The 25815-nt window shown below is 65.9% G+C and carries 21 protein-coding genes and 1 tRNA gene; 16 read left to right on the forward strand and 6 right to left on the reverse strand.

Going from position 1 to position 25815, the window contains the following annotated elements:
- The first annotated feature begins 148 nt into the window (after window positions 1-148).
- Together msrP and msrQ are read left to right on the forward strand one after the other, a co-directional pair.
- A complete protein-coding gene (gene msrP, locus AC56KL_RS08800; protein ID WP_497179758.1) occupies window positions 149-1126 on the forward strand; it encodes a protein-methionine-sulfoxide reductase catalytic subunit MsrP in 978 nt (325 codons plus the stop codon).
- Window positions 1126-1752, forward strand: coding sequence for a protein-methionine-sulfoxide reductase heme-binding subunit MsrQ (msrQ, locus tag AC56KL_RS08805; RefSeq protein ID WP_497179759.1), 627 nt, complete (start codon window positions 1126-1128; stop codon window positions 1750-1752). The genes msrP and msrQ overlap by 1 nt, the downstream gene beginning before the upstream one ends.
- A 100-nt stretch (window positions 1753-1852) precedes the next feature.
- Here the strand turns inward: msrQ and lysA are convergent, their stop codons facing one another.
- Together lysA and lptM are read right to left on the reverse strand one after the other, a co-directional pair.
- On the reverse strand, window positions 1853-3130 hold the full coding sequence (gene lysA / locus AC56KL_RS08810) for a diaminopimelate decarboxylase (RefSeq protein WP_497179760.1): 1278 nt from the start codon (window positions 3128-3130) through the stop codon (window positions 1853-1855).
- Window positions 3131-3149: 19 nt separating this feature from the next.
- Window positions 3150-3353, reverse strand: a complete 204-nt coding sequence (lptM, locus tag AC56KL_RS08815; RefSeq protein WP_497179761.1) for an LPS translocon maturation chaperone LptM — start codon at window positions 3351-3353, stop codon at window positions 3150-3152.
- A 41-nt stretch (window positions 3354-3394) separates the two neighbouring features.
- On the opposite strand from lptM, the gene cyaY reads away from it, so the two are divergent.
- Window positions 3395-3724 carry an iron donor protein CyaY gene (gene cyaY / locus AC56KL_RS08820; RefSeq protein ID WP_497179762.1) on the forward strand — a complete coding sequence of 110 codons (330 nt, stop codon included), beginning with the start codon at window positions 3395-3397 and terminating at the stop codon, window positions 3722-3724.
- Between the two features lie 172 nt (window positions 3725-3896).
- On the opposite strand, the gene AC56KL_RS08825 is transcribed toward cyaY, so the two are convergent.
- On the reverse strand, window positions 3897-6233 hold the full coding sequence (locus tag AC56KL_RS08825) for a penicillin-binding protein 1A (protein ID WP_497179763.1): 2337 nt from the start codon (window positions 6231-6233) through the stop codon (window positions 3897-3899).
- Between the two features lie 388 nt (window positions 6234-6621).
- Between AC56KL_RS08825 and AC56KL_RS08830 the strand changes: the two genes are divergently transcribed.
- The 8 genes from AC56KL_RS08830 (at window position 6622) to AC56KL_RS08865 (ending at window position 16707) form a co-directional block, all read left to right on the forward strand.
- Entirely contained in the window at window positions 6622-7689 is a 1068-nt protein-coding gene (locus AC56KL_RS08830; protein ID WP_497179764.1) for a pilus assembly protein PilM, read from the forward strand.
- Entirely contained in the window at window positions 7686-8321 is a 636-nt protein-coding gene (locus tag AC56KL_RS08835; protein WP_497179765.1) for a PilN domain-containing protein, read from the forward strand. Before AC56KL_RS08830 ends, AC56KL_RS08835 begins: the two co-directional genes overlap by 4 nt.
- Window positions 8318-9022: a type IV pilus inner membrane component PilO gene (locus tag AC56KL_RS08840; protein ID WP_497179766.1), complete on the forward strand. Its 705-nt coding sequence runs from the start codon at window positions 8318-8320 to the stop codon at window positions 9020-9022. Before AC56KL_RS08835 ends, AC56KL_RS08840 begins: the two co-directional genes overlap by 4 nt.
- Window positions 9019-9579: a pilus assembly protein PilP gene (locus AC56KL_RS08845; protein ID WP_497179767.1), complete on the forward strand. Its 561-nt coding sequence runs from the start codon at window positions 9019-9021 to the stop codon at window positions 9577-9579. The genes AC56KL_RS08840 and AC56KL_RS08845 overlap by 4 nt, the downstream gene beginning before the upstream one ends.
- 47 nt (window positions 9580-9626) lie before the next feature.
- A complete protein-coding gene (locus tag AC56KL_RS08850) occupies window positions 9627-11792 on the forward strand; it encodes a type IV pilus secretin PilQ (protein WP_497179768.1) in 2166 nt (721 codons plus the stop codon).
- 54 nt (window positions 11793-11846) lie between these two features.
- On the forward strand, window positions 11847-13805 hold the full coding sequence (locus tag AC56KL_RS08855; RefSeq protein WP_497179769.1) for an Ig-like domain-containing protein: 1959 nt from the start codon (window positions 11847-11849) through the stop codon (window positions 13803-13805).
- Window positions 13806-13927: 122 nt separating this feature from the next.
- Window positions 13928-15568 (forward strand): bifunctional shikimate kinase/3-dehydroquinate synthase AroKB, encoded by a 1641-nt coding sequence (aroKB, locus tag AC56KL_RS08860; RefSeq protein ID WP_497179809.1) that lies wholly within the window; start codon window positions 13928-13930, stop codon window positions 15566-15568.
- 5 nt (window positions 15569-15573) lie between these two features.
- A complete protein-coding gene (locus AC56KL_RS08865) occupies window positions 15574-16707 on the forward strand; it encodes a deoxyguanosinetriphosphate triphosphohydrolase (protein WP_497179770.1) in 1134 nt (377 codons plus the stop codon).
- A 199-nt stretch (window positions 16708-16906) separates the two neighbouring features.
- On the opposite strand, the gene mutY is transcribed toward AC56KL_RS08865, so the two are convergent.
- The 3 genes from mutY to mutM all read right to left on the reverse strand — a co-directional run bounded on the left by mutY (window position 16907) and on the right by mutM (window position 20907).
- Complete coding sequence (gene mutY / locus AC56KL_RS08870) at window positions 16907-18025, reverse strand: A/G-specific adenine glycosylase (protein ID WP_497179771.1); 1119 nt, start codon at window positions 18023-18025, stop codon at window positions 16907-16909.
- Window positions 18022-19941, reverse strand: coding sequence for a dynamin family protein (locus AC56KL_RS08875; protein WP_497179772.1), 1920 nt, complete (start codon window positions 19939-19941; stop codon window positions 18022-18024). Before AC56KL_RS08875 ends, mutY begins: the two co-directional genes overlap by 4 nt.
- 120 nt (window positions 19942-20061) lie before the next feature.
- A complete protein-coding gene (gene mutM / locus AC56KL_RS08880; protein ID WP_497179773.1) occupies window positions 20062-20907 on the reverse strand; it encodes a bifunctional DNA-formamidopyrimidine glycosylase/DNA-(apurinic or apyrimidinic site) lyase in 846 nt (281 codons plus the stop codon).
- A 118-nt stretch (window positions 20908-21025) separates the two neighbouring features.
- On the opposite strand from mutM, the gene AC56KL_RS08885 reads away from it, so the two are divergent.
- The 5 genes from AC56KL_RS08885 to AC56KL_RS08905 all read left to right on the forward strand — a co-directional run bounded on the left by AC56KL_RS08885 (window position 21026) and on the right by AC56KL_RS08905 (window position 25748).
- Window positions 21026-22876 (forward strand): tetratricopeptide repeat protein, encoded by a 1851-nt coding sequence (locus AC56KL_RS08885; RefSeq protein ID WP_497179774.1) that lies wholly within the window; start codon window positions 21026-21028, stop codon window positions 22874-22876.
- A gap of 100 nt (window positions 22877-22976) precedes the next feature.
- On the forward strand, window positions 22977-23576 hold the full coding sequence (locus AC56KL_RS08890) for an outer membrane lipoprotein LolB (RefSeq protein ID WP_497179775.1): 600 nt from the start codon (window positions 22977-22979) through the stop codon (window positions 23574-23576).
- Window positions 23577-23592: 16 nt separating this feature from the next.
- Window positions 23593-24498, forward strand: coding sequence for a 4-(cytidine 5'-diphospho)-2-C-methyl-D-erythritol kinase (gene ispE / locus AC56KL_RS08895; RefSeq protein WP_497179776.1), 906 nt, complete (start codon window positions 23593-23595; stop codon window positions 24496-24498).
- A gap of 72 nt (window positions 24499-24570) precedes the next feature.
- Window positions 24571-24647, forward strand: a tRNA-Gln gene (locus AC56KL_RS08900).
- Window positions 24648-24797: 150 nt separating this feature from the next.
- Window positions 24798-25748: a ribose-phosphate pyrophosphokinase gene (locus tag AC56KL_RS08905; RefSeq protein ID WP_497179777.1), complete on the forward strand. Its 951-nt coding sequence runs from the start codon at window positions 24798-24800 to the stop codon at window positions 25746-25748.
- Window positions 25749-25815 lie beyond the last annotated feature (67 nt).

Genomic DNA, 25815 nt, shown 5'->3' on the forward strand with positions numbered 1-25815 from the left:
TGCCGTTCCACGGATTGTCAAAGTTACTGCTGTCGAGTGGATCCGCCGGGGCGATGGGAATAGCCGCGCTCCCGGTTGGCGGAAACGATGCTAACTTTCGTTTAAGTCATTTGGGATACATTGGAAGCTCTCTCAGCCGGGGTAGACCATGCTCATCAAACGTAATCCGAACGGAATCGACCTCCCGTTTCCATCTGAAATCACGCCGCGCGAAGTCTACGAAGAACGGAGACGCTTCATCGCCCGCATGGCGGTGAGCGCCACGGTCGGCTCAGGCATCTGGGAGATGGCCAATCGCCAGGCTTTTGCACAAACGACCGGCCAGCGACTGGCCGCCGCACGCAACGCCGCCCTTTCTACCCAGGAAAAGCAAACCTCGTTCAAGGACGCCAGCTCCTACAACAATTTCTACGAGTTCGGCCTGGACAAGGGCGACCCGGCCGAGAACGCGCACACGCTGCGCACCCGCCCCTGGACGGTGACGATCGACGGCGAAGTGAAAAAGCCCGTCACGCTCGATATCGACCGCATCATCAAGCTGGCGCCGCTGGAAGAACGCATCTACCGCCTGCGCTGCGTCGAAGGCTGGTCGATGGTGATTCCCTGGGTCGGCTATTCGCTGTCGAACCTCTTGAGGCAGGTCGAACCGCTAGCTTCCGCGAAGTTCGTCGAATTCACCACCCTGGCCGACCGCCGCCAGATGCCCGGTCTGCGCAGCCCGGTGCTCGACTGGCCCTACGTGGAAGGCCTGCGCATGGACGAGGCCATGCATCCGCTCGCGCTGCTCACGGTCGGCATGTACGGCCAGGTGCTGCCGAACCAGAACGGCGCCCCGGTGCGCCTGGTGGTGCCCTGGAAGTACGGCTTCAAGTCGGCCAAGTCGATCGTGCGGATCCGCCTCGTGAGCCGCCAGCCGCGCACGGCCTGGAACGACTCGGCGCCGAACGAATACGGTTTTTACTCGAACGTGAACCCGAACGTCGACCACCCGCGCTGGTCGCAGGCCACCGAACGCCGCATCGGCGAGGATGGCTTCTTCCAGCGCAAGCGCAAGACCCTGATGTTCAACGGCTACGACCAGGTGGCGTCGCTGTACAGCGGCATGGACCTGAAAAAGTTTTTCTGATGGCGTTCAATCCGTCCACCCGCCAGCTGGGCATGCTCAAGGCCGCCGTGTTCGTGCTGGCGCTGCTGCCTTTCCTGCGCATGGCCTGGCTGGTATTCCAGGGTGTGCCGGTCGAGCCGCTTGAATACCTAACGCGCGGCACCGGCGACTGGACCCTGTACTTCCTGTGCATCACGCTGGCGGTGACGCCGCTGCGCCGCTTGACGGGCTGGAACTGGCTGGTGCGGCTGCGGCGCATGCTGGGGCTGTTCACCTTTTTCTACGCCCTGCTGCACTTCACCTGCTTCTTCTGGTTCGACCATTTCTTCGACATCGCGGCCATGCTGACGGATGTCGTGAAGCGACCCTTCATCACGGTCGGCTTCATCGCCTTCGTGTTGCTGATTGCGCTGGCGGCAACCAGCACCAATGCGATGATCAAGCGGCTGGGCGGCAAGCGCTGGCAGTGGCTGCACCGGCTGATCTACGTGATCGCGCCGCTGGGCATCCTGCATTTCTGGTGGATGAAGGCGGGGAAGAACGATTTCCAGGAGCCGATCATCTTCGGGCTGATCGTGGCGGTGCTGCTGGGATTGCGGGTGTATTGGAGCGCGGCCAGGAAGACACAGAAAGCTGCTGTATCGTAGGGTGGGCAGGTCTCCTGCCCACGCATTCAACTAAAGCATGCGTTGATGCAGTGCATCGGTAATTTGAACGCGTGGGCGGCATAGCCGCCCACCCTACGAACTATTTCACTATCGATTCGAGGGCGAACAGATCCGCCGGATTCTCGCGCTGCCGAATCACATGCACCCGGTCGCCATCGACCATGACTTCAGCCGCGCGCCCGCGGGTGTTGTAGTTCGACGCCATGGTCATGCCATAGGCGCCGGCCGTCATGATCGCCAGCAGGTCGCCCGGTTCCACGTTCAGGTCGCGCTCGCGCGCCAGCCAGTCGCCCGACTCGCACACCGGACCCACGATGTCGTAGGTCAGCGCTTCGCCCGCACGCGGGCTGACGGCCTGCACGCCCATCCAGGCCTGGTACAGGGTCGGGCGCATCAGGTCGTTCATGGCCGCGTCCACGATGGCAAAGTTCTTTTCCACGCCTGGCTTGAGGAACTCGATTTTCGTCAGCAGCACGCCGGTATCGGCCACGATCGAGCGGCCCGGCTCGAAGATCACCTTGATCGGCTTGCCATCGTATTTTTCCGCGCGCCAGGCGTCGATGCGCGCGAACAGGCGCCCGAGGTACTCGCCCACCGGCACCGGCGGCTTGTCGCCTTCCGCGCCGTAGTTCACGCCGAGGCCGCCGCCGATGTCGAGGTGGTGCAGCACAATGCCTTCACCGGCCAGGGTGTCGATCAGTTCGATCAGCTTGTCCAGGGCTTCCAGAAGCGGCGCATCGTCCAGCAGCTGCGAGCCGATGTGGCAGTCGATGCCGACCACGTCCAGGTTCGGCAGGCTTGCAGCGGTGCGGTAGGTGTCCAGCGCGTCGTCGAAGGCGACGCCGAACTTGTTGGCCTTCAGGCCGGTGGCGATATACGGGTGGGTCTTGGCGTCCACGTTCGGGTTCACCCGCAGCGAGACCGGTGCGCGCTTGCCCATGCTGCCGGCCACCTCGTCGAGGCGGTGCAGTTCGGGGATCGACTCCACGTTGAAGCACAGGATGCCCTGCTCGAGCGCCATGCGCATTTCCTCGACGGTCTTGCCGACGCCCGAGAAGATGGTCTTGCCGGGGTCGCCGCCGGCCGCGATCACGCGCAGCAGTTCGCCCCCGGAGACGATGTCGAAACCGGCGCCCTGGCGCGCCAGCAGGTCGAGGATGGCCAGGTTCGAGTTGGCCTTCATCGCGTAGCACACCAGCGCGTCGCGCCCCGCGCAGGCATCGGCGTAGGCGCCGAAGTTCTCCAGCAGCGCGGTTTTGGAATAGACGTAGGTCGGCGTGCCGAATTCTTCGGCGATGGCGGACAGGGCAGCGCTTTCGGCGTGCAGGACGCCGTTCTGGTACTGGAAATGCGACATAGGAAGGGAAAGGAGTCGATTACTTGGTAGGAGCCGGGGTCGAGGCGTTATTCGATGGAACAGGCTGGGCCGGCTGCGGATTGGCCGCGGCGGTCGCGGCGGGGGCCGGTTTTGCGGGCGGATTCGGCATGTAGAGCGGGCCGGTCTGGCCACATCCGGCCAGACCCGCGCCCAGGGCCGCAAGCACCGCCGCGCTGGAAAGAAGTGCAATGGTGGACTTCACGATTAGAATGGGGGTTTGATTAGCAGACCTTGGAGTGTAGCATGACCGAATCCGAATTTTTGACGCTGGCCCAAAGCACCCTGGACCGCATCGAGGCCTGCCTCGACAAGCTGAACGACGACGACGTGATCGACGTCGAGTGCAAGCGCAGCGGCAACGTGCTGGAAGTCGAGTTCCTGTCGAACGCCTCGAAGATCATCATCAACAGCCAGGCGCCGCTGCAGGAAATGTGGGTGGCGGCGCGCTCGGGCGGCTACCACTACAAGCGCGTGGGCGACCAGTGGCGCAATACGCGCGACGATACCGAGCTGTTTGCCTCGCTGTCGCAGTACGTCACGGAGCAGGGCGGGGCGCCGGTGGCGCTGGGCTGATTCTTGCAGCAGACGGTAGGGTGGTCGGCTCTGCCGACCGCGCGTTCACACCCCATGTGAGCCGACGCAGCCGCTATTCATGTGTTGGCTGAACGCGCGGTCGGCGAAGCCGACCACCCTACGAAAAAATGGCGACCAGGTGGTCGCCATTTTTTTTACCAGGCGGTCAAAATCAGAACAGCTCGTTCCTGACCGCGTCGCGCTGCTTCTGCTCGGCCGGCGCCGGCGGCGGGCCGACGTCCAGCGTGGCCACGCCGGTGCCCGGCGGGGTCTCGGCGTAGTAGTACTCGCCGTTGGCCAGGATCAGTCCCGGCGGCACCTCGCGTTCGACGATCTCCTCGCCCTTGAGCGCCTTGCCCATGTAGCCGATCCAGATCGGCAGGGCCAGGCCTCCGCCGGTCTCGCGGTTGCCGAGGTTCTTCGGCTGGTCGTAGCCGATCCAGGCCACGCCCACCAGCTTCGGGTTGTAGCCGGCGAACCAGGCGTCGACCGAGTCGTTGGTGGTGCCGGTCTTGCCGGCCAGGTCGGTGCGCTTGAGCGACAGCGCCTTGGTCGCGGTGCCGTAGCGCACCACGTCCTTGAGCATGCTGTCGACCAGGAAGGCGTTGCGCGCGTCGATCACGCGGTTGGCTTCCACGCCGGCGCGCTCGGGGCGCGCTTCCGACAGCACCTTGCCATCGCTGTCCGTCACCTTCGAGATGAGGTAGGGGCTGACGCGGTAGCCGCCGTTGGCGAACACGGCGTAGGCGCCGGCCAGCTGCAGCGGGGTAGTCGAGCCGGCGCCGAGCGCCAGGGTCAGGTAGGCCGGGTTGCGCTCGGCGTCGAAGCCGAAGCGGGTGGCGAATTCCTGGCCGTAGCGCGCGCCGATCTTGTTCAGGATGCGGATCGAGACCATGTTCTTCGACTGCGTCAGGCCGCGCCGCATGGTCATCGGGCCTTCGTACTTGTTGTCGTAGTTCTTCGGCTCCCAGGCCTGGCCGCCGGTCTGGCCGGCATCGAAACTGATCGGGGCGTCGTTGACGATGGTCGCCGGCGAGAGGCCGCGCTCGAGCGACGCCGAATAGATGAAGGGCTTGAACGAGGAACCCGGCTGGCGCCAGGCCTGCGTCACATGGTTGAACTTGTTGCGATTGAAGTCGAAGCCGCCCACCAGCGCGCGGATCGCCCCATCCTCGGTGCTGGTCGCAACGAAGGCCGATTCCACTTCCGGCATCTGGGTGATGATCCACTTCGACTCGTCGTTCTGCATCACGCGGATCACGGCGCCACGGCGCAGGCGGCGGTTCGGCGCCGCTTTCTCCGATAGCCAGGCCTTGGCGAAGGACAGGCCGGGGCCGGTGACCGTAATGGTCTCGCCCGAGGCGATGGTGGCGGTCAGCTGGGCCGGAGAAGCCTGCAGCACGATGGCCGCCACGATGTTGTCGCTGTCCGGATGTTCGGCCAGCTCGGCCTCGATGGCCTCGTCGGCATCAAGCTTGTCGCGCGGGATCTCGATGTAGGATTCCGGGCCGCGGTACGGCTGGCGGCGCTCATACTCCATCACGCCGCGGCGCACGGCCAGGTAGGCCGCGTCCTGGTCGGCCTTGGTAATGGTGGTGAACACGTTCAGGCCGCGCGTATAGGTGTCTTCCTTGAACTGCTCGTACACCAGCTGGCGCGCCATCTCGGCCACGTACTCGGCGTGTACGCCGAAGGCGGTGCTGTCGGTCTTGATCGTGAGCCGTTCTTCTTTCGCCTGGGCGTACTGGGCGTCGGTGATGTAGCCGAGCGAATGCATGCGCTGCAGGATGTACTGCTGGCGGGTCCTGGCGCGGGTCGGGTTGACCACGGGGTTGTAGGCCGACGGCGCCTTCGGCAGCCCGGCCAGCATCGCGGCTTCGGCCACGGTGATGTCGCGCAGGTCCTTGCCGAAGTAGATCTGGGCCGCCGACTGGAAGCCGAAGGCGCGCTGCCCCAGGTAGATCTGGTTCATGTACAGCTCGAGGATCTGGTCCTTGGACAGGTTCTTCTCGATCTTCCAGGCCAGCATCGCCTCGTAGGCCTTGCGCTTGAAGGTCTGTTCCGAGGACAGGAAGAAGTTGCGCGCCACCTGCTGGGTAATGGTCGAGGCGCCCTGGCGCGTGGTGGTGGTGGCGTTGCGGAAGGCCGCGCGCAGGATGCCCCAGTAGTCGATGCCGCTGTGCTCGTAGAAGCGGTCGTCTTCGATCGACAGCACCGCCTTCTTCATCACGTCGGGGATGTCCTTGAAGCGCACCAGGGTGCGGCGCTCCTCGCCGAATTCGCCGATCAGGACGTTATCGGCGGTGAAGATCCGCAGCGGCATTTTCGGCCGGTAGTCGGTGATGGTATCGAGCGCGGGCAGGTTGGGGTAGGCCATCGCGAGCGCGAACACGAGTACCAGCACGCCGATGGCGGCCAGGCCGGCGAGCGCACCGACGGCCATCAGGACCAGGCGCTTCGGGCTGTACTTCGACCCCGCGGTTGGCGTCGCTGCTTGTTTCTCTTTCATGCTGTCTTTCGCAAAATAGCTGTGCTGAATGCTTCATTATAAAGCAGCCGTTTTCCAGCCGACACACACCCTGCTGAGCCGAAGCTTAAGCTGGAACAAGCACGAGATTAGCAAGTTCGGATATCAAGCAAATAAGGGTCATGGCAGGGGTGATAACACTCCGTGCCAGAGTGTGGCGTGCACGCGCCGGAATGCTGTGTTCCCTCATAGAAATATCTTGTCTGGGGGCATCCTTTTCAGTACGATCTAACGCAGTGCCTCATATATGTGCACCAACTCATTGGTTTACATGCGTGATTTGCATGCGTGATTCAGCAGGACATATCCCCCAGCGGGCGTTGAATACAGGTCCTGCATCTGGCAGGAAGGGCAGTCGAGGAGTACGCTCGTGATCAATCTAGGTTCCTTGTTCGGAAAGTCCAGTCCGCCGTTGGCGGGGCTCGACATCAGCACCTCGGGCGTTCGCCTCGTGGAGTTGGCCGATGCCGGCAAGGGTGAACTGCGCCTGGAGCGCTATGCCGCCGAACCGCTGCCGCGTGGCGCGGTCGTGGACGGCAACATCGAAAACATCGACCAGGTGGCCGAAGCGGTGCGCCGCGTCTGGAAGAAGAGCGGCACCAAGGCCAGGCATGTGGCGCTGGGCATGCCGCCGGCCGCCGTCATCACCAAGAAAATCATCCTGCCTGCCGGCCTGTCGGAAGACCAGCTGGAAGTGCAGGTGGAGTCGGAAGCCAGCCAGTACATCCCGTTCGCGCTCGACGAGGTCAGCCTGGACTTCGACGTGATCGGCCAGGCCGCGACCTCGACCGAAGACATGGAAGTCATGCTGGCCGCCGCGCGCCGCGAGAAGGTCGAGGACCGCGTGGCGATCGCCGAAGCGGCCGGGCTCACCGCCACCGTGATGGACATCGAATCGTATGCGGCGCGCGCCGCCCTCGACCGGTCGGGTGCTGCCCAGCCGGACCAGATCGTCGCGCTGTTCCAGATCGGCGCCCAGGCCACCCACGTGTCGGTGCTGCAGAACGGCGACACCATCTACGAGCGCGAGCAGCCTTTTGGCGGCAACCAGCTGACCCAGGACATCGTGCGCGCCTACGGCCTGTCGTTCGAGGAAGCGGAAACCCGCAAGCGCTCCGGCGACCTGCCGGAGAACTACCGCGCCGACCTCCTGGCTCCTTTCCTGGAAAGCGCCGCGCTGGAAATCACGCGCGCGATCCAGTTCTTCTTCACGTCCACGCCGTACACCCGGATCGACCAGCTGTACCTGGCCGGCGGCTGCGCAGCGCTGCCGGGACTGCTCGAGCTGATCGGCAGCCGCACCCGCATCCCGAGCAGCGTGGCGGCGCCGTTTGCCGGCATGAGCCATGCCGCAGGGGTGCGCGAACAGCAACTGCGCCAGGAAGGCGCAGCCTACCTGGTCGCCTGCGGCCTGGCGCTGCGGAGGTTCGACCTATGATCCGCATTAACCTGTTGCCTCACCGCGAAGCGAAGCGCAAGCAGAAGCAGGCCGCGTTCGTGGCGCTGCTGGCCGCGGGCGGCGTGGTCGGCGCCGCCGTAGTGCTGTTCGTAGGCGCCTACAACGCCAGCCGCATCGCGGTCCAGAACGAACGCAACCTGGTGCTCAAGACCGCCAGCGCGGAACTGGACAAGAAGATCGCCGACATCAAGACGCTGAAGGAAGAAATCGAGTCGCTCAAGGCGCGCCAGCAGGCGGTCGAGGATCTGCAGGGCGACCGCAACCAGCCCGTCTACGTGCTGGACGAACTGGTGCGCCAGACCCCGGAAGGCGTGCACCTGAAGTCGATCAGGCAGGAAGGCCAGAAGGTCACGCTGAACGGTGTCGCCCAGTCGCAGGAACGGGTCGCCGAGCTGCTGCGCAACGTCTCCGGCGTCTCGCCCTGGCTGGAGCGTCCCAACCTGACCGAGGTGAAGGGCGTCATCCTGGGCCAGAACAAGACCGGGCGCAAGGTCGTCGAGTTCCAGATGGACGTGGCGATCAAGCGTCCGCGCGAACAGGGCGACGACGACGCCGACGGCGCCAAGGCAGGCGGCGCGGCCGGCCGCAAGCTCGCGGAAGCCGCACCATGAATATCGACCTGAAAGACATCGGCGCCCGGTTCGCGGCGCAGTTCCAGGGCCTGCAGGGCCGCCAGCCCGGCCAGTGGCCGCTCGCCCCGCGCCTGCTGTGCGCGGCCGGCGTGATGGCGGCCGTCATCGGCCTCGGCTACTTCTTCTACTGGGACGGCCAGTTCGAGAAGCAGAAGAAGGGCGCCAAGGAAGAAGCCGGCCTGCGCACCGAATACCAGAGCAAGATGGCCCAGGCCATCAACCTCGAGGCCCTGCAGAAGCAGAAGGTGCAGGTGGACCAGTACGTCGAACGTCTCGAGAAGCAGCTGCCGAGCAAGTCGGAAATGGCGGACCTGCTGTCCGACATCAACCAGGCCGGCGTCGGCCGCGGCCTGCAGTTCGAGCTGTTCAAGCCGGGCAAGGAAGTCGTGCGCGACTACTACGCCGAACTGCCGATCAACATCAAGGTGACGGGCAAGTACGACGACGTCGGCGCCTTTGCCGGCGACATGGCCAACCTGCCGCGTATCGTCACGCTCAATAACATGGTGCTGAGCACCCGGGAGGGCACCCTGCAGTTGGAGGCGGTGGCCAAGACCTTCCGCTACCTCGACCCGGATGAGATCAGCGCGCAGAAGAAGGCGCGCGATGACAAGAAGGGCAAAGGCAAGGGTAAGGGCAAGAAGAGCAAGGGCAAGAACGACGAAGGAGCGGCGAAATGATGCGGCGATCGAGGCACGTGCTGAGGCAGATCCTGTGCGCCTTCGGCGCGGCGGCCCTGCTGGCGGGCTGCGGCGACGGCGACGTGCAGGAAGTGCGCGACTGGATGAAGCAGGTCCAGCGCGAGACCGTGCCGAAGGTGAAGCCGCTGCCGGAACCGAAGGAGTTCGTCCCCTACGCTTACCATCCGGCCGGCGCGGCCGAGCCGTTCAGCGATGCCAGGCTGCTTGGCGAGATCGCGCAGGTGGAAGCCGCCAGCGCCAACCCGCTGCAGCCGGACACCCGCCGCGCCCGTGAAATGCTCGAGAACTACCCGCTCGACACCATGCGCATGGTGGGCACGCTGCAGAAGGGCGGCGCGAACTACGCGCTGGTGCAGATCGACGCGTCGATCTACCGGGTCAAGGCCGGCCAGCGCATCGGACAGAATCACGGGTTGGTCACGCGAGTAAGCGAAGGCGCGATCGACATCAGGGAAGTAGTGCAGGACACCACCGGCGACTGGGTCGAGCGCAAGGCGACGATCGAGCTGGCGGCGAGCAAGGAGACCGGGAAATGACCCCAGGCATGAACATGCATCACATTCGCAGCTTCCGCAGCTCTTGCATGGCAGTGCCGGCTTGGCTGGCGTCTTGCGCGGCTGCCCGTTTGCTGGCGCTGCTGCTGGCGCTGGCCGCCGGTGCAGGACAGGCCCAGGCCCAGGGCAATGCCATCGAATCGATCACGGCCAACCAGCAGGGCGGCAACGTGATCCTGAACATCGCCATGCGCGAGGCCCCGGCCAAGGCGCCGATCGGCTTTTCGATCACCAACCCGGCCCGCATCGCACTGGACTTCGGCGCCACCGCCAACGTCACCGGCAAGAGCGCCCTGGACATCAACCTGGGCGACGTGCGCAGCCTGAACGTGGTGCAGGCCGGCGAGCGCACCCGCCTGGTGCTGAACCTGTCGCGCGCGCTGAACTATGCCACCGCCGTCGACGGCAAGTCGGTGATCGTCACCATCGAAGGCTCGGGCGGGGTGGCCCAGGCCGTGAACGCGTCCGGCATGCCGGTGTCCAGCGCCCCGGCGCCGGCGGCACGTCACATGCTGCGCGACCTCGATTTCCGCCGCGGCAGCAACGGCGAAGGCCGTGTGGTGGTCGACCTGCCGAACGGCCAGGTCGGCGTGGACGTGCGCCAGGCCGGCAACCAGGTGATCGTCGACTTCCTGCGCACCGGCCTGCCGGAGACGCTGCGCCGCCGCCTCGACGTGACCGACTTCGGCACGCCGGTGACGCGCGTGACCACCACCTCCCAGGGCGAGAACGTGCGCATGACCATCGACGCGAAGGGCGCCTGGGAACAGTCCGTGTACCAGAGCGACACCCAGCTGATCGTCGATGTGCGTCCGGTCAAGGAAGACCCGAACCGCCCCGGCGGCAACAGCACCGGCTACCGCGGCGAAAAGCTGTCGTTCAACTTCCAGAACGTGGAAGTGCGCGCCGCGCTGCAGGCCATCGCCGACATCTCGAACCTGAACATCATCGCCAGCGACTCCGTCACCGGCAACCTCACCCTGCACCTGCGCGACGTGCCCTGGGACCAGGCGCTCGACGTGATCCTGCAGGCCAAGGGCCTCGACATGCGCAAGAACGGCACCGTGCTGTGGATCGCGCCCAAGGAAGAACTGCTGACCAAGGAAAAGCTCGAACTCGAGCAGCGCGCCCAGATCGCCGACCTGGAACCGCTGCGCTCCGAGATCTTCCAGCTGAACTACCAGAAGGTGGAAGCCTTCCGCAGCGTGTTCGGCCTGGACGCGAGCGGCGCGTCGTCCGGCGGCGACAACAAGAACCGCGTGCTGTCCAAGCGCGGCAGCGCCATCATCGACCCGCGCACCAACCAGCTGTTCGTGACCGACATCGCCGCGAAGATCGAGGACATCCGCAAGCTGATCCAGAAGACCGACGTCGCTTCGAAGCAGGTGCTGATCGAGGCGCGCCTGGTGGAAGCGAACGACGGCTTCTCGCGCAACCTCGGCGCCAAGCTCGGCTTCGCCGACCTGCGCACGCTGCGCGGCGGCGACTCGGGCTGGCAGGTCAAGGGCAACGAGCGCGTGGCCATCGGCGGCAACATCAAGGGCGTCGGCCAGGTCACCGGCCAGACCCCGGACGAGGGCGACGGCTATACCAACACCACCATGGTCAACCTGCCGGCCGGGCCGATCGGCGGCGCGGCCGCTTCCTCGCTGGCCTTCAGCCTGTTTTCCTCGGCCGCCAACCGCTTCCTGAACCTGGAACTGTCGGCCCTGGAAGCCGATGGCAAGGGCAAGATCATCTCGAGCCCGCGCGTGGTCACCGAGGACAAGCAGGTCGCCGTGATCGAGCAGGGCGTCGAGCTGCCCTTCCAGGTCGCCACCAGCAGCGGCGCGACCTCGATCACCTTCAAGAAGGCGAACCTGCGCCTGGAAGTGACGCCCCAGATCACGCCGGACGGCAACGTCGTGCTCGACGTCGACGTCAGCAAGGATTCGAAGGGCGAAGAAACCCGCGCCGGCCCGGCCATCAACACCCAGCACGTCAAGACCAAGGTGATGGTCGAGAATGGCGGCACGGTGGTGCTGGGCGGTATCTACCAGCAGACCGACCGCAACAACGAGACCAAGGTCCCGCTGCTGGGCGACGTGCCGATCGTCGGCTACCTGTTCAAGACGACCGGACGCGAAAGCACCAAGACCGAACTGCTGGTGTTCATCACGCCAAAGATCGTGGCGGACGCCGCTTCGGCGCGCTGAACCGGATTCAAAAAATAATCAATAAGCACTAATCAAAACAACAACGGGTTTGACATGAACGAAACGAGCAAGACCATGCGCGGCAGCCTGGTGCTGCTGATGGCGGCAGTACTGACGGCTTGCGGCGGCGGTGGCGGTAATCCCGGCACGACCACCGGTACGGGTAGCGGTACCGGCACCGGCGGCACGCCCGGACCAACAGTTCCGGCAACGCCGACCGTTACAATGAGCTTCGTCAATGCGGGTGGCCAAGCCAGCAACTCGCTCACAGGCGCTACTCCCTTGACCGTGCGCGCTCTAGTGCGCGACCAGGCTGGAAAACCGGTAACCAACGCACTCGTCTCCTTCGCCACCGATCCGACGCTGGCAGTGTTCTCGCCGACCGCCGGGACCGCTCTGACCGACGCCAGCGGCGTCGCCACCGTGACCTTGCGTGCAGCCAGCCTGTCGGCGAGCGGCGCCGGCAAAGTGACGGCCACGACCGTGCTTGCCGGGGCAACCGTGACTAGCGAAGGCAATTATTCGGTTGGCGCAACTGCACTTACGCTCGGCGCCTTGCGCCTGTCGCAATCCGCGATCGCTGCCTATGGCTCGACCGAGATATCGGTCGACGTGCTGGCGAATGGCACCCTGTACACCGACCAGTCGGTGAACGTACGCTTTACGTCTGCCTGCGCCACCGCCGGCAAAGCCACGCTGGCGGCAACCGCGCCAACCAACCAGGGCAAGGCCATGGTGGTCTACCGTGACCTAGGCTGCGGCAACAAAGATACCATCACAGCGTCGGCCGATGGGGTCACCGCTTCAGTAAGCAATACGCTCGATATTGCTGCTCCGGCAGCGGCATCAGTGCAGTTCGTGGCCGCCTCACCAGTGGATAAATCGATTGTGATCCGCGGTCAGGGCGGAATCAACCGTACTGAAACCGCCACCCTGCGCTTCCGAGTCATCGACATATTCGACCGCCCGCTGGTAGGCCAGCCAGTCGAGTTCTCGGTGGTCCCCGCCGGCGCTGTCGACCTCAACAAGGCGAGCGACACGACCGACCAGAACGGCGAAGTCATCACCACGGTCAACTCCCGCTATACGGCAACCAGCTTCCGCGTCAAGGCCACGCTTCCCGGAACCACCACATCGACCCGTCCGGAGAACATCTCCACTCTGTCAGACTCGATCTTGGTGACCACCGGCCTCCCGGTGCAGCGCTCGCTGTCGCTGAGTACTTCTGTTTCAAACGTCGAAGGATGGCGTGTGGACAGCGGTACGACTACGCCGGCGAGCGTAGTCCGGATCCTGCTGGCCGACCAGTCGGGCAATCCGGTCCCTGACGGCACGCCGATCGTCTTCCAGACCAACCTGGGCGCGATCGGTTCGTCCGACAAAGGCGGATGCAATACCGTCAATGGCGGCTGTTCAGTCGACTTCCGCACGCAGAATCCCCGTCAGGCCGTGCCTGGACAGCCGGCGACGCCGTGCAACACCGGTCCCGGAGCGACACCCGATAGCACCCGCCCAGGCCTGGCAACGATTTGCGCCAGTACGACCGACGGCACGCATACACAGTTCACCAAGACCACCATCTTCTTCAGCGGCGGTTATGCTGACAACGTCTTCATGAACGGCTCAAGCACCAGGCTGCCAAGCCAGACGGTGGAAATCGGCCCGGTCCCGTCGGCCAATCCGCTCGTCTTTACGCTGCAGCTGAACGACCTGAACCTGAACCCCTTGCCGGCTGGGTCAACCGTCCAAGTGACCGGCCTCGCCAACGCTACTGTCGTCGGCGTGGTCCCGGCAATCGTGCCGAATATTTTGCCGCACAATGCGAGCGGCCTGGATGACCACACCGGCAACACGGTCGTGGGAGCCCAAGGCTCGACCCACCGTTTCACCATCAACAGCACTGCTCCTCAACCCTGCACTGCCGGCAGCGTCGGTACCTTTGACGTAACCGTCATTACGCCGAAAGGAGATACCACGTCGATTCCGTTCAGGGTCACGTTCAGTTGCCCTTGATCGTCTGAAGCCTCGGTTTGACGCAAAATGAGGCGGCCAGTCTATACTGGCCGTCTTTTTTTATTTCTGCGGACCTGGCAGTGCCTCATCGCAAGAACAACAATATCTTCCTGGTCGGCCTGATGGGGGCGGGAAAGACCACCATCGGACGCCAGCTGGCGCGCAAGCTCGGCATGCGCTTCGTCGACTCCGACCACGAGATCGAAGCCCGCACCGGCGCCTCGATTCCCTGGATCTTCGAGATCGAGGGGGAGGGGAGTTTCCGGCGCCGCGAAGCGGACATGATCCGCGAGCTGAGCGCGCAGGACGGCCTGGTGCTGGCCACCGGCGGCGGCGCCGTGCTCGACCCGGGCAACCGCGCGCTGCTGGCCGAGCGCGGCACCGTGGTCTACCTGCGCGCCTCGATCGGCAGCATCCTGCAGCGCACAGCGCACGACAAGAACCGGCCGCTGCTGCAGACCGCCGACCCGCGCGCCAAGCTCGAGGAGCTGCTGGCCCAGCGCGACCCGCTGTACCGCGAGATTGCCGACCTCGTCATCGATACCGGCCGTCCTAACGTACAATCGATGATACAGACCATTTTGGACCAGCTCGCCGCGTTCGGGGCCGCCCTGGCGGACCGTAAGCGCGCACTGGCAAGCGACCCGATGAACGCGATGACCCAACCCGCACCCACCATCCTGAACGTCGACCTGGGCGAGCGCAGCTACCCGATCACGATCGGCCCCGGCCTGCTAGACGATGCCACGCTGCTCGCGCGCCACGTCGACGGCGGCAAGGCCGCCATCGTCACCAACACGACCGTTGCGCCGCTGTACCTGGCCAAGGTCGCCGCTGCGCTGCGCGCCGCGGGCCGCGACGTGGTCGAGATCGTGCTGCCGGACGGCGAGGAGCACAAGACCTGGCAGTCGCTGAATCTGGTGTTCGACGCGCTGCTCGCACACAAATGCGACCGCAAGACGGTCGTGGTGGCGCTCGGCGGCGGCGTGATCGGCGACCTGGCCGGCTTCGCCGCCTCCAGCTACATGCGCGGCGTGCCTTTCGTCCAGGTACCCACCACGCTGCTGTCGCAGGTCGATTCCTCGGTGGGCGGCAAGACCGGCATCAACCACCCCCTCGGCAAGAACATGATCGGCGCCTTCTACCAGCCGCGCGCCGTGATCGCCGATACCGCCACCCTCGATACCCTGCCGCCGCGCGAACTGGCGGCCGGCCTGGCCGAGGTGATCAAGCACGGCGCCATCCTGGATGCCGCCTATTTCGACTGGATCGAGGCCAACATCGCCAGGCTCGTCGGACGCGAGCCGGAAGCGATGGCCTACGCCATCGCGCGCTCCTGCGAGATCAAGGCCGAGGTGGTGCGCAAGGACGAACGCGAAGGCGGCCTGCGCGCCGTGCTGAACTTCGGCCATACCTTCGGCCACGCGATCGAGGCCGGCCTGGGCTTCGGCACCTGGCTGCACGGCGAGGCCGTCGGCTGCGGCATGGTGATGGCGGCCGACCTGTCGGCGCGCCTCGGCCTGGTCGACGCGCTGACGGTGGAGCGCGTGCGCAATCTCGTGAAGGCGGCCGGCTTGCCGACCGTGGCGCCCGACCTGGGCGTGGAGCGCTGGATCGAACTGATGGCGGTCGATAAAAAGAACGAGGGCGGGGCGATCAAGTTCATCCTGCTCAAGCCCCTGGGCAGTCCGTCGATCACGACGGTGCCGGTGGAAGTCCTGCAGGCCACGCTGGCCGCCTGCGTGGACACGACGAAGGAGTGAAGGCGATGGACTTCGACGCACGCCTTGCCCCCTACGCAGCCCATTCGTCGAAGTCGCGCGGCCGCACGCACATCGAGCCGCCGGCAGGATCGCGCAGCGAGTTCCAGCGCGACCGCGACCGCATCATCCACTCGACCGCCTTCCGCCGGCTCGAGTACAAGACCCAGGTCTTCCTGAACCACGAGGGCGACCTGTTCCGCACCCGGCTCACGCATTCCATCGAGGTGGCCCAGATCGGCCGCACGCTGGCGCGCAGCCTGCAGATCAACGAAGACCTGGTCGAAGCGGTCGCGCTGGCGCATGACCTCGGACACACGCCCTTCGGCCACGTGGGCCAGGACGTGCTCAACGAATGCATGAAGGACTACGGCGGCTTCGAGCACAACCTGCAGAGCCTGCGCGTGGTGGACGAGCTGGAAGAGCACTACGGCGCCTTCGACGGCCTGAACCTCACCTTTGAAACGCGCGAGGGCATCCTCAAGCATTGCTCGCTGGCGAACGCACGCCAGCTGGGCGAGCTCGGGCACCGCTTCATGGACCGCAGCCAGCCCAGCCTGGAAGCGCAGCTGACCAACCTGGCCGACGAGATCGCGTACAACAACCACGACATCGACGACGGGCTGCGTTCCGGCCTGCTCACGATGGGGCAGATGGAAGAAGTGGAACTGTTCGCGCGCCACCGGCACACGGTGGAGACCCAGTACCCAGGCTTGCCGGGACGGCGCGCGCTGTACGAGACGATCCGCCTGATGATCACGGCGATGACGGCCGACCTGGTGGACACCTCGGCCGCGCTCTTGAAGGAGGCGGCGCCACAGGACATCGACGACGTGCGGGCGTCACCGCCGCTGATCCGCTTCTCGCCGCAGATGCGCGCGGAAACCACGGCCTTGAAACGCTTCCTGTATGCGAACCTGTACCGCCACTTCCAGGTGAACCGCATGCGCGTGAAGGCCAGCCGCATCGTGCGCGAGCTGTTCGAGGCCTTCCTGGCGGATCCGGTGCTGTTGCCGAACGATTACCAGGTCGAGAACGACCCGATGCGGCAGGCGCGCAAGATTGCGGATTACATTGCGGGGATGACGGACCGGTATGCGATCCGGGAGCATCGGCGCATCTTCTCGCTGGACCACTTCTGAGTCAGGAACCGGCCGGTTTCGTAGGGTGGGCGGCTCCGCCGGGCAGCGCGATCAGCACGAACGGCGGCGCCGTCCGCGCGTTCAACAAGCGAGTGAAACGCCGCACGGGCAGCATTGCCGTGGTTTGAGCGCGCGGGTGGCGTACACGCTGCCGACTGATCGCATCGCCGGGTATAGCCGCCCACCCTACGAACGGCAGCTACCCGAACAAGCCCGGCGTTCCCAGCTCCACCAGCAGCTTCTTCACCGGCGCCGGCAAGGGCGCCTCCGCGATCGCGTGCAGATCCCACCACAGGTGCCGCCCGGTCGCGCCGCCGCGCGAGGCCAGCCTGACCTGCCACGGCGTGATATGTAATTTGTAGTGCGTGAACACATGCACCAGCGGCCTGAGCGCCTGCACCTCGCCCACCTGGCCGAACTGCGCCGCCGCAGCCGCGACCTCGGGCGAGGACAGGGCAGCCACGTCCACCCCCAGGTGCCCATCCACCTCCGGCAGCGACAGCAGCCCGCCCCAGATCCCCGTGCCCGGCCGCTGCTCCAGCAGCACCTGGCCGCGGTCGATCAGCACCAGCAGCGCCGCACGCTTTTCCGGCGTCGCTTTCTTCGGCTTACGCACCGGGAGCTCCGCCGTCCGTCCGGTGGCGTAGGCGACGCAGCGTGCCTGCAGCGGACAGCGTCCGCAATCCGGGCGGCTGCGCGTGCACAGCGTGGCGCCCAGGTCCATCAGGCCCTGCGTGTACGATTCGATGCCCTGCTCGGGCAGCAGCGCTTCGGCGCGGCGCCACAGGGCGTCCTCGACGCGCTTTTCGCCCGGGTAGGCGTCGATCCCGAACACCCGCGCGAACACGCGCTTGACGTTGCCGTCCAGGATGGCGGCGCGGGCGCCGCTGGAGAAGGCCGCGATCGCCGCCGCGGTCGAGCGGCCGATGCCCGGCAGTTCGGCCAGCAGCCCCGGGTCGCCCGGGAACACGCCGCCGTATTCCTGTACCACGCGCCTGGCGCAGGCGTGCAGGTTGCGCGCCCGGGTGTAGTAGCCCAGGCCGCTCCAGTGCGCCATCACGTCGTCGAGCGGCGCCTCGGCCAGCGCCTGCACGGTGGGGAAGCGTTCCAGGAAGCGCGCGTAATAGCCGAGCACCGCCGCCACCTGCGTCTGCTGCAGCATGATCTCGGACAGCCAGATGCGGTAGGCGTCCGTCGTGTTCTGCCAGGGCAGCGTGTGGCGGCCGTGGCTGCGCTGCCAGTCGATCACCGCCTGGGAAAAGCCCGGGTCGGCCAGCTGGTCGAATTCGGCCGGGCCGAATTCAGTCAAACGTTTCATGCCGCTTCCTCTTCCAGGCGGGCCGCCAGAGCGTCCGCCATCGCCGCCAGCCGGCGGCGCGTATCGTCCAGCGCCACCCGGGTGCTCTCGAACGCGGCGATCTTCTGCTCCAGGCTGTCGGTGGCCTCGAAGATGCGCTGGACCGAGGCCTGGCGCTGGCGCAGGCCGTCGCGGTGCTGGCGAATCGCCATCTCCAGCGGCGCCATGATCACCTTCAGCCAGTTTTCGGCGTCCAGGTTGGCCTCGCGGAAGCTGCGCCGGGCGCGCGAGGCGATCGCATCGAAGAAGCGCTCGAGCAGCGTGGCGCGGCTGGTCATGAGCAGGGTGGCGGTGCCGAACTGCTTCAGGAACAGCGCCTCGATCTCGTCGATCTCGCGGCGGTAGCGCGCCAAGGAAAGCGACATCGGGCTGGCCAGGGACAGGCCGTGCTCGGCCGAGAACTTGCGCACCATGCTGTCCATCATGGCGCTGATCTCGGCGACCTTGCTCGACGACGCGTCCAGGTTCGCGCGCAGCGCCTCGAAATAGCTGCGCACCGGCGCGCGCATGCCGGTCGCGAAACGGGCGGCCTGCATCGCCGCGCGCACCGCCTCGGTTTTTTCCTGCACGCCGTCCATGCCCAGCGTCGAGTACAGCTCGGTGGACAGGCGCGCGAACACGGCGCGCGTGCCCTGCAGCTTGAACAGGCTGGCGTCGAATTCCTTCTTCTCCAGCTCGATGCGCTTCACCATGTGCGCGATCACGCCCCGGTTCTTGCCGCGCAGGCTCTTGAGCTCCTGCAGCTGCTCGGCCAGCTCGCGCATGCGCGCCGCGCCCAGCGCCCCCTCGCCTTCGGCCAGCAGCGCCAGGTCGGCATGCAGCTGGCGCCGGACGATGTCGCGGCGCGCGGGAATCAGGCTGTGGAACAGCGCCGCTTCGAGCGCGCCCAGGCGGCTCTTCTCGAACAGGGCCATGTCGCCGGTGATCTTGCCGACCAGCGCCTTCTGCGCCGACACCGGGTACACGCGTGCGCTGTCCAGGCCCAGCAGCTGGGCCGCGTGCGCCTGCTGGCGTGCGATCTCGGCGTCGTTCTCCTGCGGCGACCGCAGTTCGTCCCACATCGCGTCGATCTTGTTGAGCACCGCCAGGCGTCCTGGTCCGGTCCCGATGTGGGTGCGCCAGACCTCGATGTCGCTCCTGGTGACGCCGGTCTCGGCGGCCAGGATGAACAGCACCGCGTGCGCGTTCGGGATCAGGTTGAGGGTCAGCTCCGGCTCGGTGCCGATGGCGTTCAGGCCCGGCGTGTCGAGGATGACCAGGCCCTGCTTGAGCAGCGGGTGCGGCAGGTTGATGACGGCGTGGCGCCAGCGCGGAATCTCCACCGTGCCGTCCGCCCCCAGGCTGGACGCCAGGTCCGGGTCTTCCGGGTCCCACAGGCCGTAGGCTTCGGCTTCGGCGGCGGGCACGCGGCAGGTCTGGCTCACCTGGCGGAAGGCCTCGGTCATGCGTTCGGGGGCGTCCAGGTCGAGCGGCAGCACGGTCCAGCTCGCGCTGTTTTCTCCGGTGTGCTCGCGATAGTCGCTGGTGGACAGCTTGCCGGCGCGGGTCTCGATCGGCAGCAGGCGGATGCAGGGCGGCAGGGCAGGGTCGTACAGCAGCTCGGTCGGGCACATGGTGGTGCGGCCGGCGCTGGACGGCAGGATGCGCTGGCCGTAGTCGGCGAAGAAGAGCGCGTTGATCAACTCAGTCTTCCCGCGGGAGAACTCGGCCACGAAGGCCACCGACAGGCGGTCGTCGCGCAGCCGCGCCAGGGCCCGTGCGAGCTGCTGTTCGCCGGCGCCGTCGATCAGGCCGGCGTCACGCAATGCGGCGCCGTAGGCCTCGAGCGATGCCGTGACGGCGGCGCGCCAGGCGCCATACTGTTGAAAATCCTGCATGTTTCTAAACCCGGTTTGTAGGGTGGTCGGCTCGCCGACCGCGCGTTCAAACAGTGAACGCGCCGAGGCAAAGCATGCCGGAGTTGAACGCGCGGTCGCCGTAGCCGACCACCCTACGTCTCAACGCTGGCACTGCACGCAATAGAAAGTCGAACGCTGGCCCTGCTTGATCTGGCGAACCGGCGCCCCACAGTTGCGGCAAGGCACTCCAGCACGATCATAGACGAAATATGTCTGCTGGAAATACCCTGATTGACCATTTACAGCAATAAAGTCACGCAGGGTACTACCACCCTGCACGATCGCAGCGGCAAGGATGTCCTTGATCGCCTCGGCCAGCCTGTTGTAGCGGGCCCGGCTGATGCGCGCGGCCGGCGTTTTCGGGTTGATCCCGGCGCGGAACAGGCTCTCGCAAGCGTAAATATTGCCGACGCCGACCACGATGTCGCCCGCCAGCAGCACCTGCTTGATCGGGGCATTGCGCTTGCGCGTCTCCCGCCACAGCAGTTCGCCCGAAAAGCCGTCACCCAGCGGCTCGACACCCAGGCCACGCAGCAGCATATGCTGCTCCAGCTCGCCTTCTTCCTTGCCATGCCAGAGCACGGCCCCGAAGCGGCGCGGATCGTGCAGGCGCAGCACCTGCCGGCCTTCCGGTCCCGCATCCGTGCCGGCCACCACCAGATCGACGTGGTCGTGCTTGCGCGGCTCGATCCCCGGCGGCAGCACGCGCAGATGGCCGGACATGCCGAGGTGGACGATCAGGACGCCGTGCTCGAATTCGATCAGCAGGTATTTGCCGCGGCGGCCCGTGCCGAGGATGCGGCGGCCGACGAGCAGTTCGGACAAGCCGGGCGGGAACGGCCAGCGCAGGCCTTCGCGGCGCAGCACCACCGCCTCGACGACGCGGCCTTCGATATGGGGCGCGACACCGCGCCGGGTGACTTCTACTTCTGGCAGTTCAGGCATGGGGAAGGGGAATCGTGTAAATTCTCAGGCAGCAGGCAAGCCGTGAAGCGCGCTGCAGTGCACGCGGGCGCATGCTTGAGCGTAGAATCGGACAACATCTCAGAACCGTGGACTTGCCTTGAAAAACGCTTTCGTCATTGTATCCCTCTCCAGCATCCTGGCGGCGTGCGCTGTCGCGCCGGTACAGCGGACGGCACAGCCGGCCGCGGCGCAGGCTTCTTCGGACACGCCGCTGGCCGACGCCGAGCGGGCGGCCGGGCAGGAAGGCGAGCAAGACGCGGCGGTCGCCGAATCCAGCGAGGAAGACCCCGACGCCAAGGCCCGGGCCGAAGCGGAAGCGCGCCTGCCCAAGGTCGAGCTGACCAGCAGCATGCTGAACCAGCTACTTAAGGCCGAGTTCGCATTTCGCAAGGGCGACTGGCAGGGCCCGTATCTGACCATGCTGTCGCTGGCCCAGCAGACCCGCGACCCGCGCCTGGCGCGCCGCGCGGCCGAGATGGCGGTGGCGGCCCGCCAGGCCGACGACACGCTGGCGGCCGTGCGCCTGTGGCGCGAGCTCGACCCGGAGTCGGACGAAGCGACCCAGTACTTCGTCGGCATGGTGATCACCTCGGACAGCATCGCGGACGTCGAACCGATCTTCGTGAAGCGCCTCAAGGCGGCGCCGCCCGACAAGCGCGGCATGCTGCTGTTCCAGATCCAGCAGTTGCTGGGCCGTTCCAAGGACAAGGACGCGGCAGCGGCCATGCTCGAGCGCGTCATCGCGCCCTACGAGGGCAGCTTCGAAGCCCATATCGTGCGCGCCCAGGCGGCGCTCGCGCGCGGCGACAAGGCGGCGGCCCAGCGTGGCGCCCAGGGGGCACTGGCGGCCAAGCCCGATTCCGAGATCGCCGTGCTGATGATGGCGCAAGTGCTCGAGGACGACGCCAAGGTCGGCCCGATGCTGGAAGCCTTCCTCAAGAAGCATCCGGAAGCGCGCGAAGTGCGCGCGGCGCACGCCCGGGTACTGGTCAACCAGAAGCAGTATCCACAGGCGCGCGCCCAGTTCGAGGCGCTGCTCAAGGGCCGGCCGGACGATGCCGGCAACCTGTATGCCCTGGGCGTGCTGGCCACGCAGATGAACGACGCCGTGGCCGCCGAAGGCTATTTCACGCGCTTCGTCGAGGTACTCGCCCGCAATCCGGAAGACGAGCGCGACCCCACCCGCGCGCTCCTGATCCTGGCGCAGATCGCGGAAGAGCGCCGCGACTATCCGGCGGCGCTGGCCTGGCTCGAGAAGATCCCCGCAGGCACCGACGCGCAACTGCTGTTCAGCGCCCAGCTGCGCCGCGCCCAGTTGCTGGCGCGCCAGGGCGACCTGGCCGGCGGGCGCAAGCTGCTGGCCAGCCTCAAGCCGCTTGAGCCGGCCCAGCAGGCCCAGGTGGTGGCGGCCGACTCGCAGCTGCTGCGTGACGCCGGCCGCACCCTGGAAGCCTATTCGCTGATGGACGCTGCCGCCAAGCGCTTCCCGAAGAATCCCGACCTGCTGTACGACTTCGCGCTGCTGGCCGAAAAGATCGGCCGCTTCGACGTGATGGAAAAAGTGCTGCGCGACGTGATGACGCTGGCGCCGGACAACCACCACGCCTACAACGCCCTCGGCTACTCGCTGGCCGAGCGCAGCCTGCGCCTCGAGGAAGCCCACGCCCTGATCGCCAAGGCGCTCGACATGGCGCCGGGCGACCCATTCATCATGGACAGCATGGGCTGGGTCCAGTACCGCATGGGCAAACTGGACGAAGCCGAGAAGTACCTGCGCAATGCCTACGCGCTGCGGCGCGACCCGGAAATCGCCGTGCACCTGGGCGAAGTGCTGTTCCAGAAGGGCCAGCAGGCCGCGGCGCAGGAACTGTGGCGCGAAGCACGCGCCAAGGACCCGCAGAACGACACGCTGCGCAGCACGCTCGCGCGCCTGCGCCAGAGCTTGTGAAATAATCCACGATTCATCCCGATGCGCCGCCAGCGATGCTGCCGGCGCATCGACGCAACCCGACCGCCACTACCCATTGCCGATGCCGCCAACGATACCAATGCGCCGACGCCTGACCCTGCTCGTCCTCGCTGCCACCCTTGCCACCCTGGCCGGCTGCGCCACCACCAGCACCAATGTCGCCACCGTGGGCGCCTACCGCGACACCATCGACCTGAGCGGCCGCCTGTCGGTCAACTACCAGAAAGACAGCAAGCTCGAATCACTGACCGTGAACTTCGACTGGGCCCAGCGTCCCGGGCAGGTGGACGTGACGATCACCAGCCCGATCGGCCAGACGCTCGCGACCATCGCGGTGACGCCGCAATCGGCCACCCTGACCCAGGCCAACCGGCCGCCGGTGACGGAAGCCGACATCGACAGCCTGAGCCAGCGTACGCTGGGCTGGCCGCTGCCGGTGTCGGGTCTGCGCGACTGGATGCAGGGCTATGCGGTGGATGCACAAGGGCAGCGCTTCGCGGCATCGCCGGCGCGCAACGAAGTCGTCACGCGCGACGGCTGGCGCCTGCGCTTCGTCAGCTGGCAAGATCCGGATGCCGCGCAGCCGGCCCCGCGCGTCATCCACGCCACGCGCGCCGCGGTCGGCGACATCCAGGACCTGGAAATCCGCATCGCCATCGATCCGGCAGCGCAGGGCTGAGGAGGGGACGGGATCCATGCGTTCGCTCCACCATTGCCCGGCTCCGGCCAAGCTCAACCTGTTCCTGCACGTCGTCGGCCGCCGCGCCGACGGCTTCCACCTGCTGCAAAGCGTGTTCCAGCTGATCGACCGCGCCGACACGCTGCACTTCGACCTGCGCGACGACGAGCGCATCGTGCGGTCGACCAGCGTGCCGGGCGTGCCCGAGGAGCAGGACCTGATCGTGCGTGCGCTGCGCCTGCTGCAGGCAGAATATGCGCGCCGCCACGGCAGGCTGCCGCCGGGCATCGACGTGGCCATCGAGAAGATCCTGCCGATGGGCGGCGGGCTGGGCGGCGGCTCGTCGGACGCCGCCACCGCGCTGATGGCCGCCAACCACCTGTGGCAGGCCGGCCTGACGCAACAGGAACTGATGGACATCGGCCTGCCGCTGGGCGCCGACATTCCGTTCTTCCTGTTCGGCGAAACCGCGTTTGCCGAGGGGGTCGGGGAGGCGCTGCAGCCGGTGCCAGGGCCCGACTGCTGGTACGTGGTGATCGAGCCGGGCGTCGCCGTGCCAACCCCGGCAATTTTTTCCGCGCCCGATTTGACGAGGGACACGAAGCCCGTTACAATAGCGGACTTTTCCAGCAGCCTTGCTGTTTCAGGCAAACAGATTGGCTTCGGAAAGAATGATTTGCAGGACGTGGCTGAACGCCTGTTCCCGCCGGTAGCAGAGGCGGTGAGATGGTTGAGCAGCTACGGCGATGCCAGGATGACTGGCTCGGGGGCATGTGTGTTCTGTGCTTTCTCTGGCGAGGCTGAAGCGGACCAGGTTTTAGCGCAAGTGCCGCTCAGTGGCTCAAGCGTATGGAATGCGTGGAAAGGCCGTTCGCTGGCGAGCCACCCGATGAAATCGCTCTTGCAAATCAATGAGTTGTAGAATAAAATTTTGCCTGTCGCGACGTTAGACGTTAAAATACGTGGAATGTAACGGCAAGCAGTTCAGTCGTGTAGGGGAATCGCCAAGCTGGTTAAGGCACCGGATTTTGATTCCGGCATACCAAGGTTCGAATCCTTGTTCCCCTGCCAAAGTTTTCCCGGCTGTCGAGGCGTATTCCTCCAGCGGGACAAACAGCGGTGCGATGTTTCATGCATCCACAACGCTTTGACATGTAATCAGCCGGTTCAGCCGGCTGATTGTTTTTCCAGATTCAACGTTTTTCTCTTGGGATTCCCTCCATGGCTTACGAAAACCTGATGGTTTTTACCGGCAACGCTAATCCGGCACTAGCAGAAGGGGTCGCCAAGAACCTCGGCATTCCACTCGGTAAAGCAGTCGTCTCGAAGTTCTCGGACGGCGAAGTCATGGTCGAGATCAACGAGAACGTGCGCGGCAAGGATGTCTTCGTCCTGCAATCTACCTGCGCACCGACCAACGACAACCTGATGGAACTGATGCTGATGGTCGACGCGCTCAAGCGCGCATCGGCCGGCCGCATCACCGCCGCCATTCCTTACTTCGGCTACGCCCGCCAGGACCGCCGCCCGCGCTCGGCGCGCGTCGCGATCTCGGCCAAGGTCGTCGCCAACATGCTGGAAGAAGCCGGCGTCGAGCGCGTCCTGATCATGGACCTGCACGCCGACCAGATCCAGGGCTTCTTCGATATCCCGGTCGACAACATCTACGCCTCACCGATCCTGCTGGGCGACCTGCAGAAGCGTAACTACGACGACCTGCTGGTGGTGTCGCCGGACGTCGGCGGCGTGGTGCGCGCCCGTGCGCTGGCCAAGCGCCTCGGCTGCGACCTGGCGATCATCGACAAGCGCCGCCCGAAGGCGAACGTGTCGGAAGTCATGAACATCATCGGTGAAGTCGAAGGCCGCAACTGCGTGATCATGGACGACATGGTCGACACCGCCGGCACGCTGTGCAAGGCCGCCGAAGTGCTCAAGGAGCGCGGCGCCAAGAAAGTCATCGCCTACTGCACGCACCCGGTCCTGTCGGGTCCGGCCATCGACCGCATCCAGAATTCGCCGCTCGACGAGCTGGTCGTCACCGACACCATCCCGCTGAGCGCCGCCGGCGCCGCCTGCACCAAGATCCGCCAGCTGACCTGCGCACCGCTGCTGGCCGAGACCTTCAAGCGGATCGTCAAGGGCGACTCGGTGATGTCGCTGTTCGTCGACTAAGCAACACGCTGTCGTTTTTTACGGCGCGCCTGGCTGACACGGCAGGCGCGCCGTTGTAACATCTTGG

This window comes from Telluria sp. ZB4P34, assembly GCF_059686055.1.

Bases quoted from the DNA above. Each gene is read 5' to 3' on its own strand.
- msrP (WP_497179758.1), top strand. From the start codon at position 149: ATGCTCATCAAACGTAATCCGAACGGAATCGACCTCCCGTTTCCATCT.
- msrQ (WP_497179759.1), top strand. From the start codon at position 1,126: ATGGCGTTCAATCCGTCCACCCGCCAGCTGGGCATGCTCAAGGCCGCC.
- lysA (WP_497179760.1), bottom strand. From the start codon at position 3,130: ATGTCGCATTTCCAGTACCAGAACGGCGTCCTGCACGCCGAAAGCGCT.
- cyaY (WP_497179762.1), top strand. From the start codon at position 3,395: ATGACCGAATCCGAATTTTTGACGCTGGCCCAAAGCACCCTGGACCGC.
- AC56KL_RS08825 (WP_497179763.1), bottom strand. From the start codon at position 6,233: ATGAAAGAGAAACAAGCAGCGACGCCAACCGCGGGGTCGAAGTACAGC.
- AC56KL_RS08835 (WP_497179765.1), top strand. From the start codon at position 7,686: ATGATCCGCATTAACCTGTTGCCTCACCGCGAAGCGAAGCGCAAGCAG.
- AC56KL_RS08840 (WP_497179766.1), top strand. From the start codon at position 8,318: ATGAATATCGACCTGAAAGACATCGGCGCCCGGTTCGCGGCGCAGTTC.
- AC56KL_RS08845 (WP_497179767.1), top strand. From the start codon at position 9,019: ATGATGCGGCGATCGAGGCACGTGCTGAGGCAGATCCTGTGCGCCTTC.
- AC56KL_RS08850 (WP_497179768.1), top strand. From the start codon at position 9,627: ATGGCAGTGCCGGCTTGGCTGGCGTCTTGCGCGGCTGCCCGTTTGCTG.
- AC56KL_RS08855 (WP_497179769.1), top strand. From the start codon at position 11,847: ATGAACGAAACGAGCAAGACCATGCGCGGCAGCCTGGTGCTGCTGATG.
- aroKB (WP_497179809.1), top strand. From the start codon at position 13,928: ATGGGGGCGGGAAAGACCACCATCGGACGCCAGCTGGCGCGCAAGCTC.
- AC56KL_RS08865 (WP_497179770.1), top strand. From the start codon at position 15,574: ATGGACTTCGACGCACGCCTTGCCCCCTACGCAGCCCATTCGTCGAAG.
- mutY (WP_497179771.1), bottom strand. From the start codon at position 18,025: ATGAAACGTTTGACTGAATTCGGCCCGGCCGAATTCGACCAGCTGGCC.
- AC56KL_RS08875 (WP_497179772.1), bottom strand. From the start codon at position 19,941: ATGCAGGATTTTCAACAGTATGGCGCCTGGCGCGCCGCCGTCACGGCA.
- mutM (WP_497179773.1), bottom strand. From the start codon at position 20,907: ATGCCTGAACTGCCAGAAGTAGAAGTCACCCGGCGCGGTGTCGCGCCC.
- AC56KL_RS08890 (WP_497179775.1), top strand. From the start codon at position 22,977: ATGCGCCGACGCCTGACCCTGCTCGTCCTCGCTGCCACCCTTGCCACC.
- ispE (WP_497179776.1), top strand. From the start codon at position 23,593: ATGCGTTCGCTCCACCATTGCCCGGCTCCGGCCAAGCTCAACCTGTTC.
- AC56KL_RS08905 (WP_497179777.1), top strand. From the start codon at position 24,798: ATGGCTTACGAAAACCTGATGGTTTTTACCGGCAACGCTAATCCGGCA.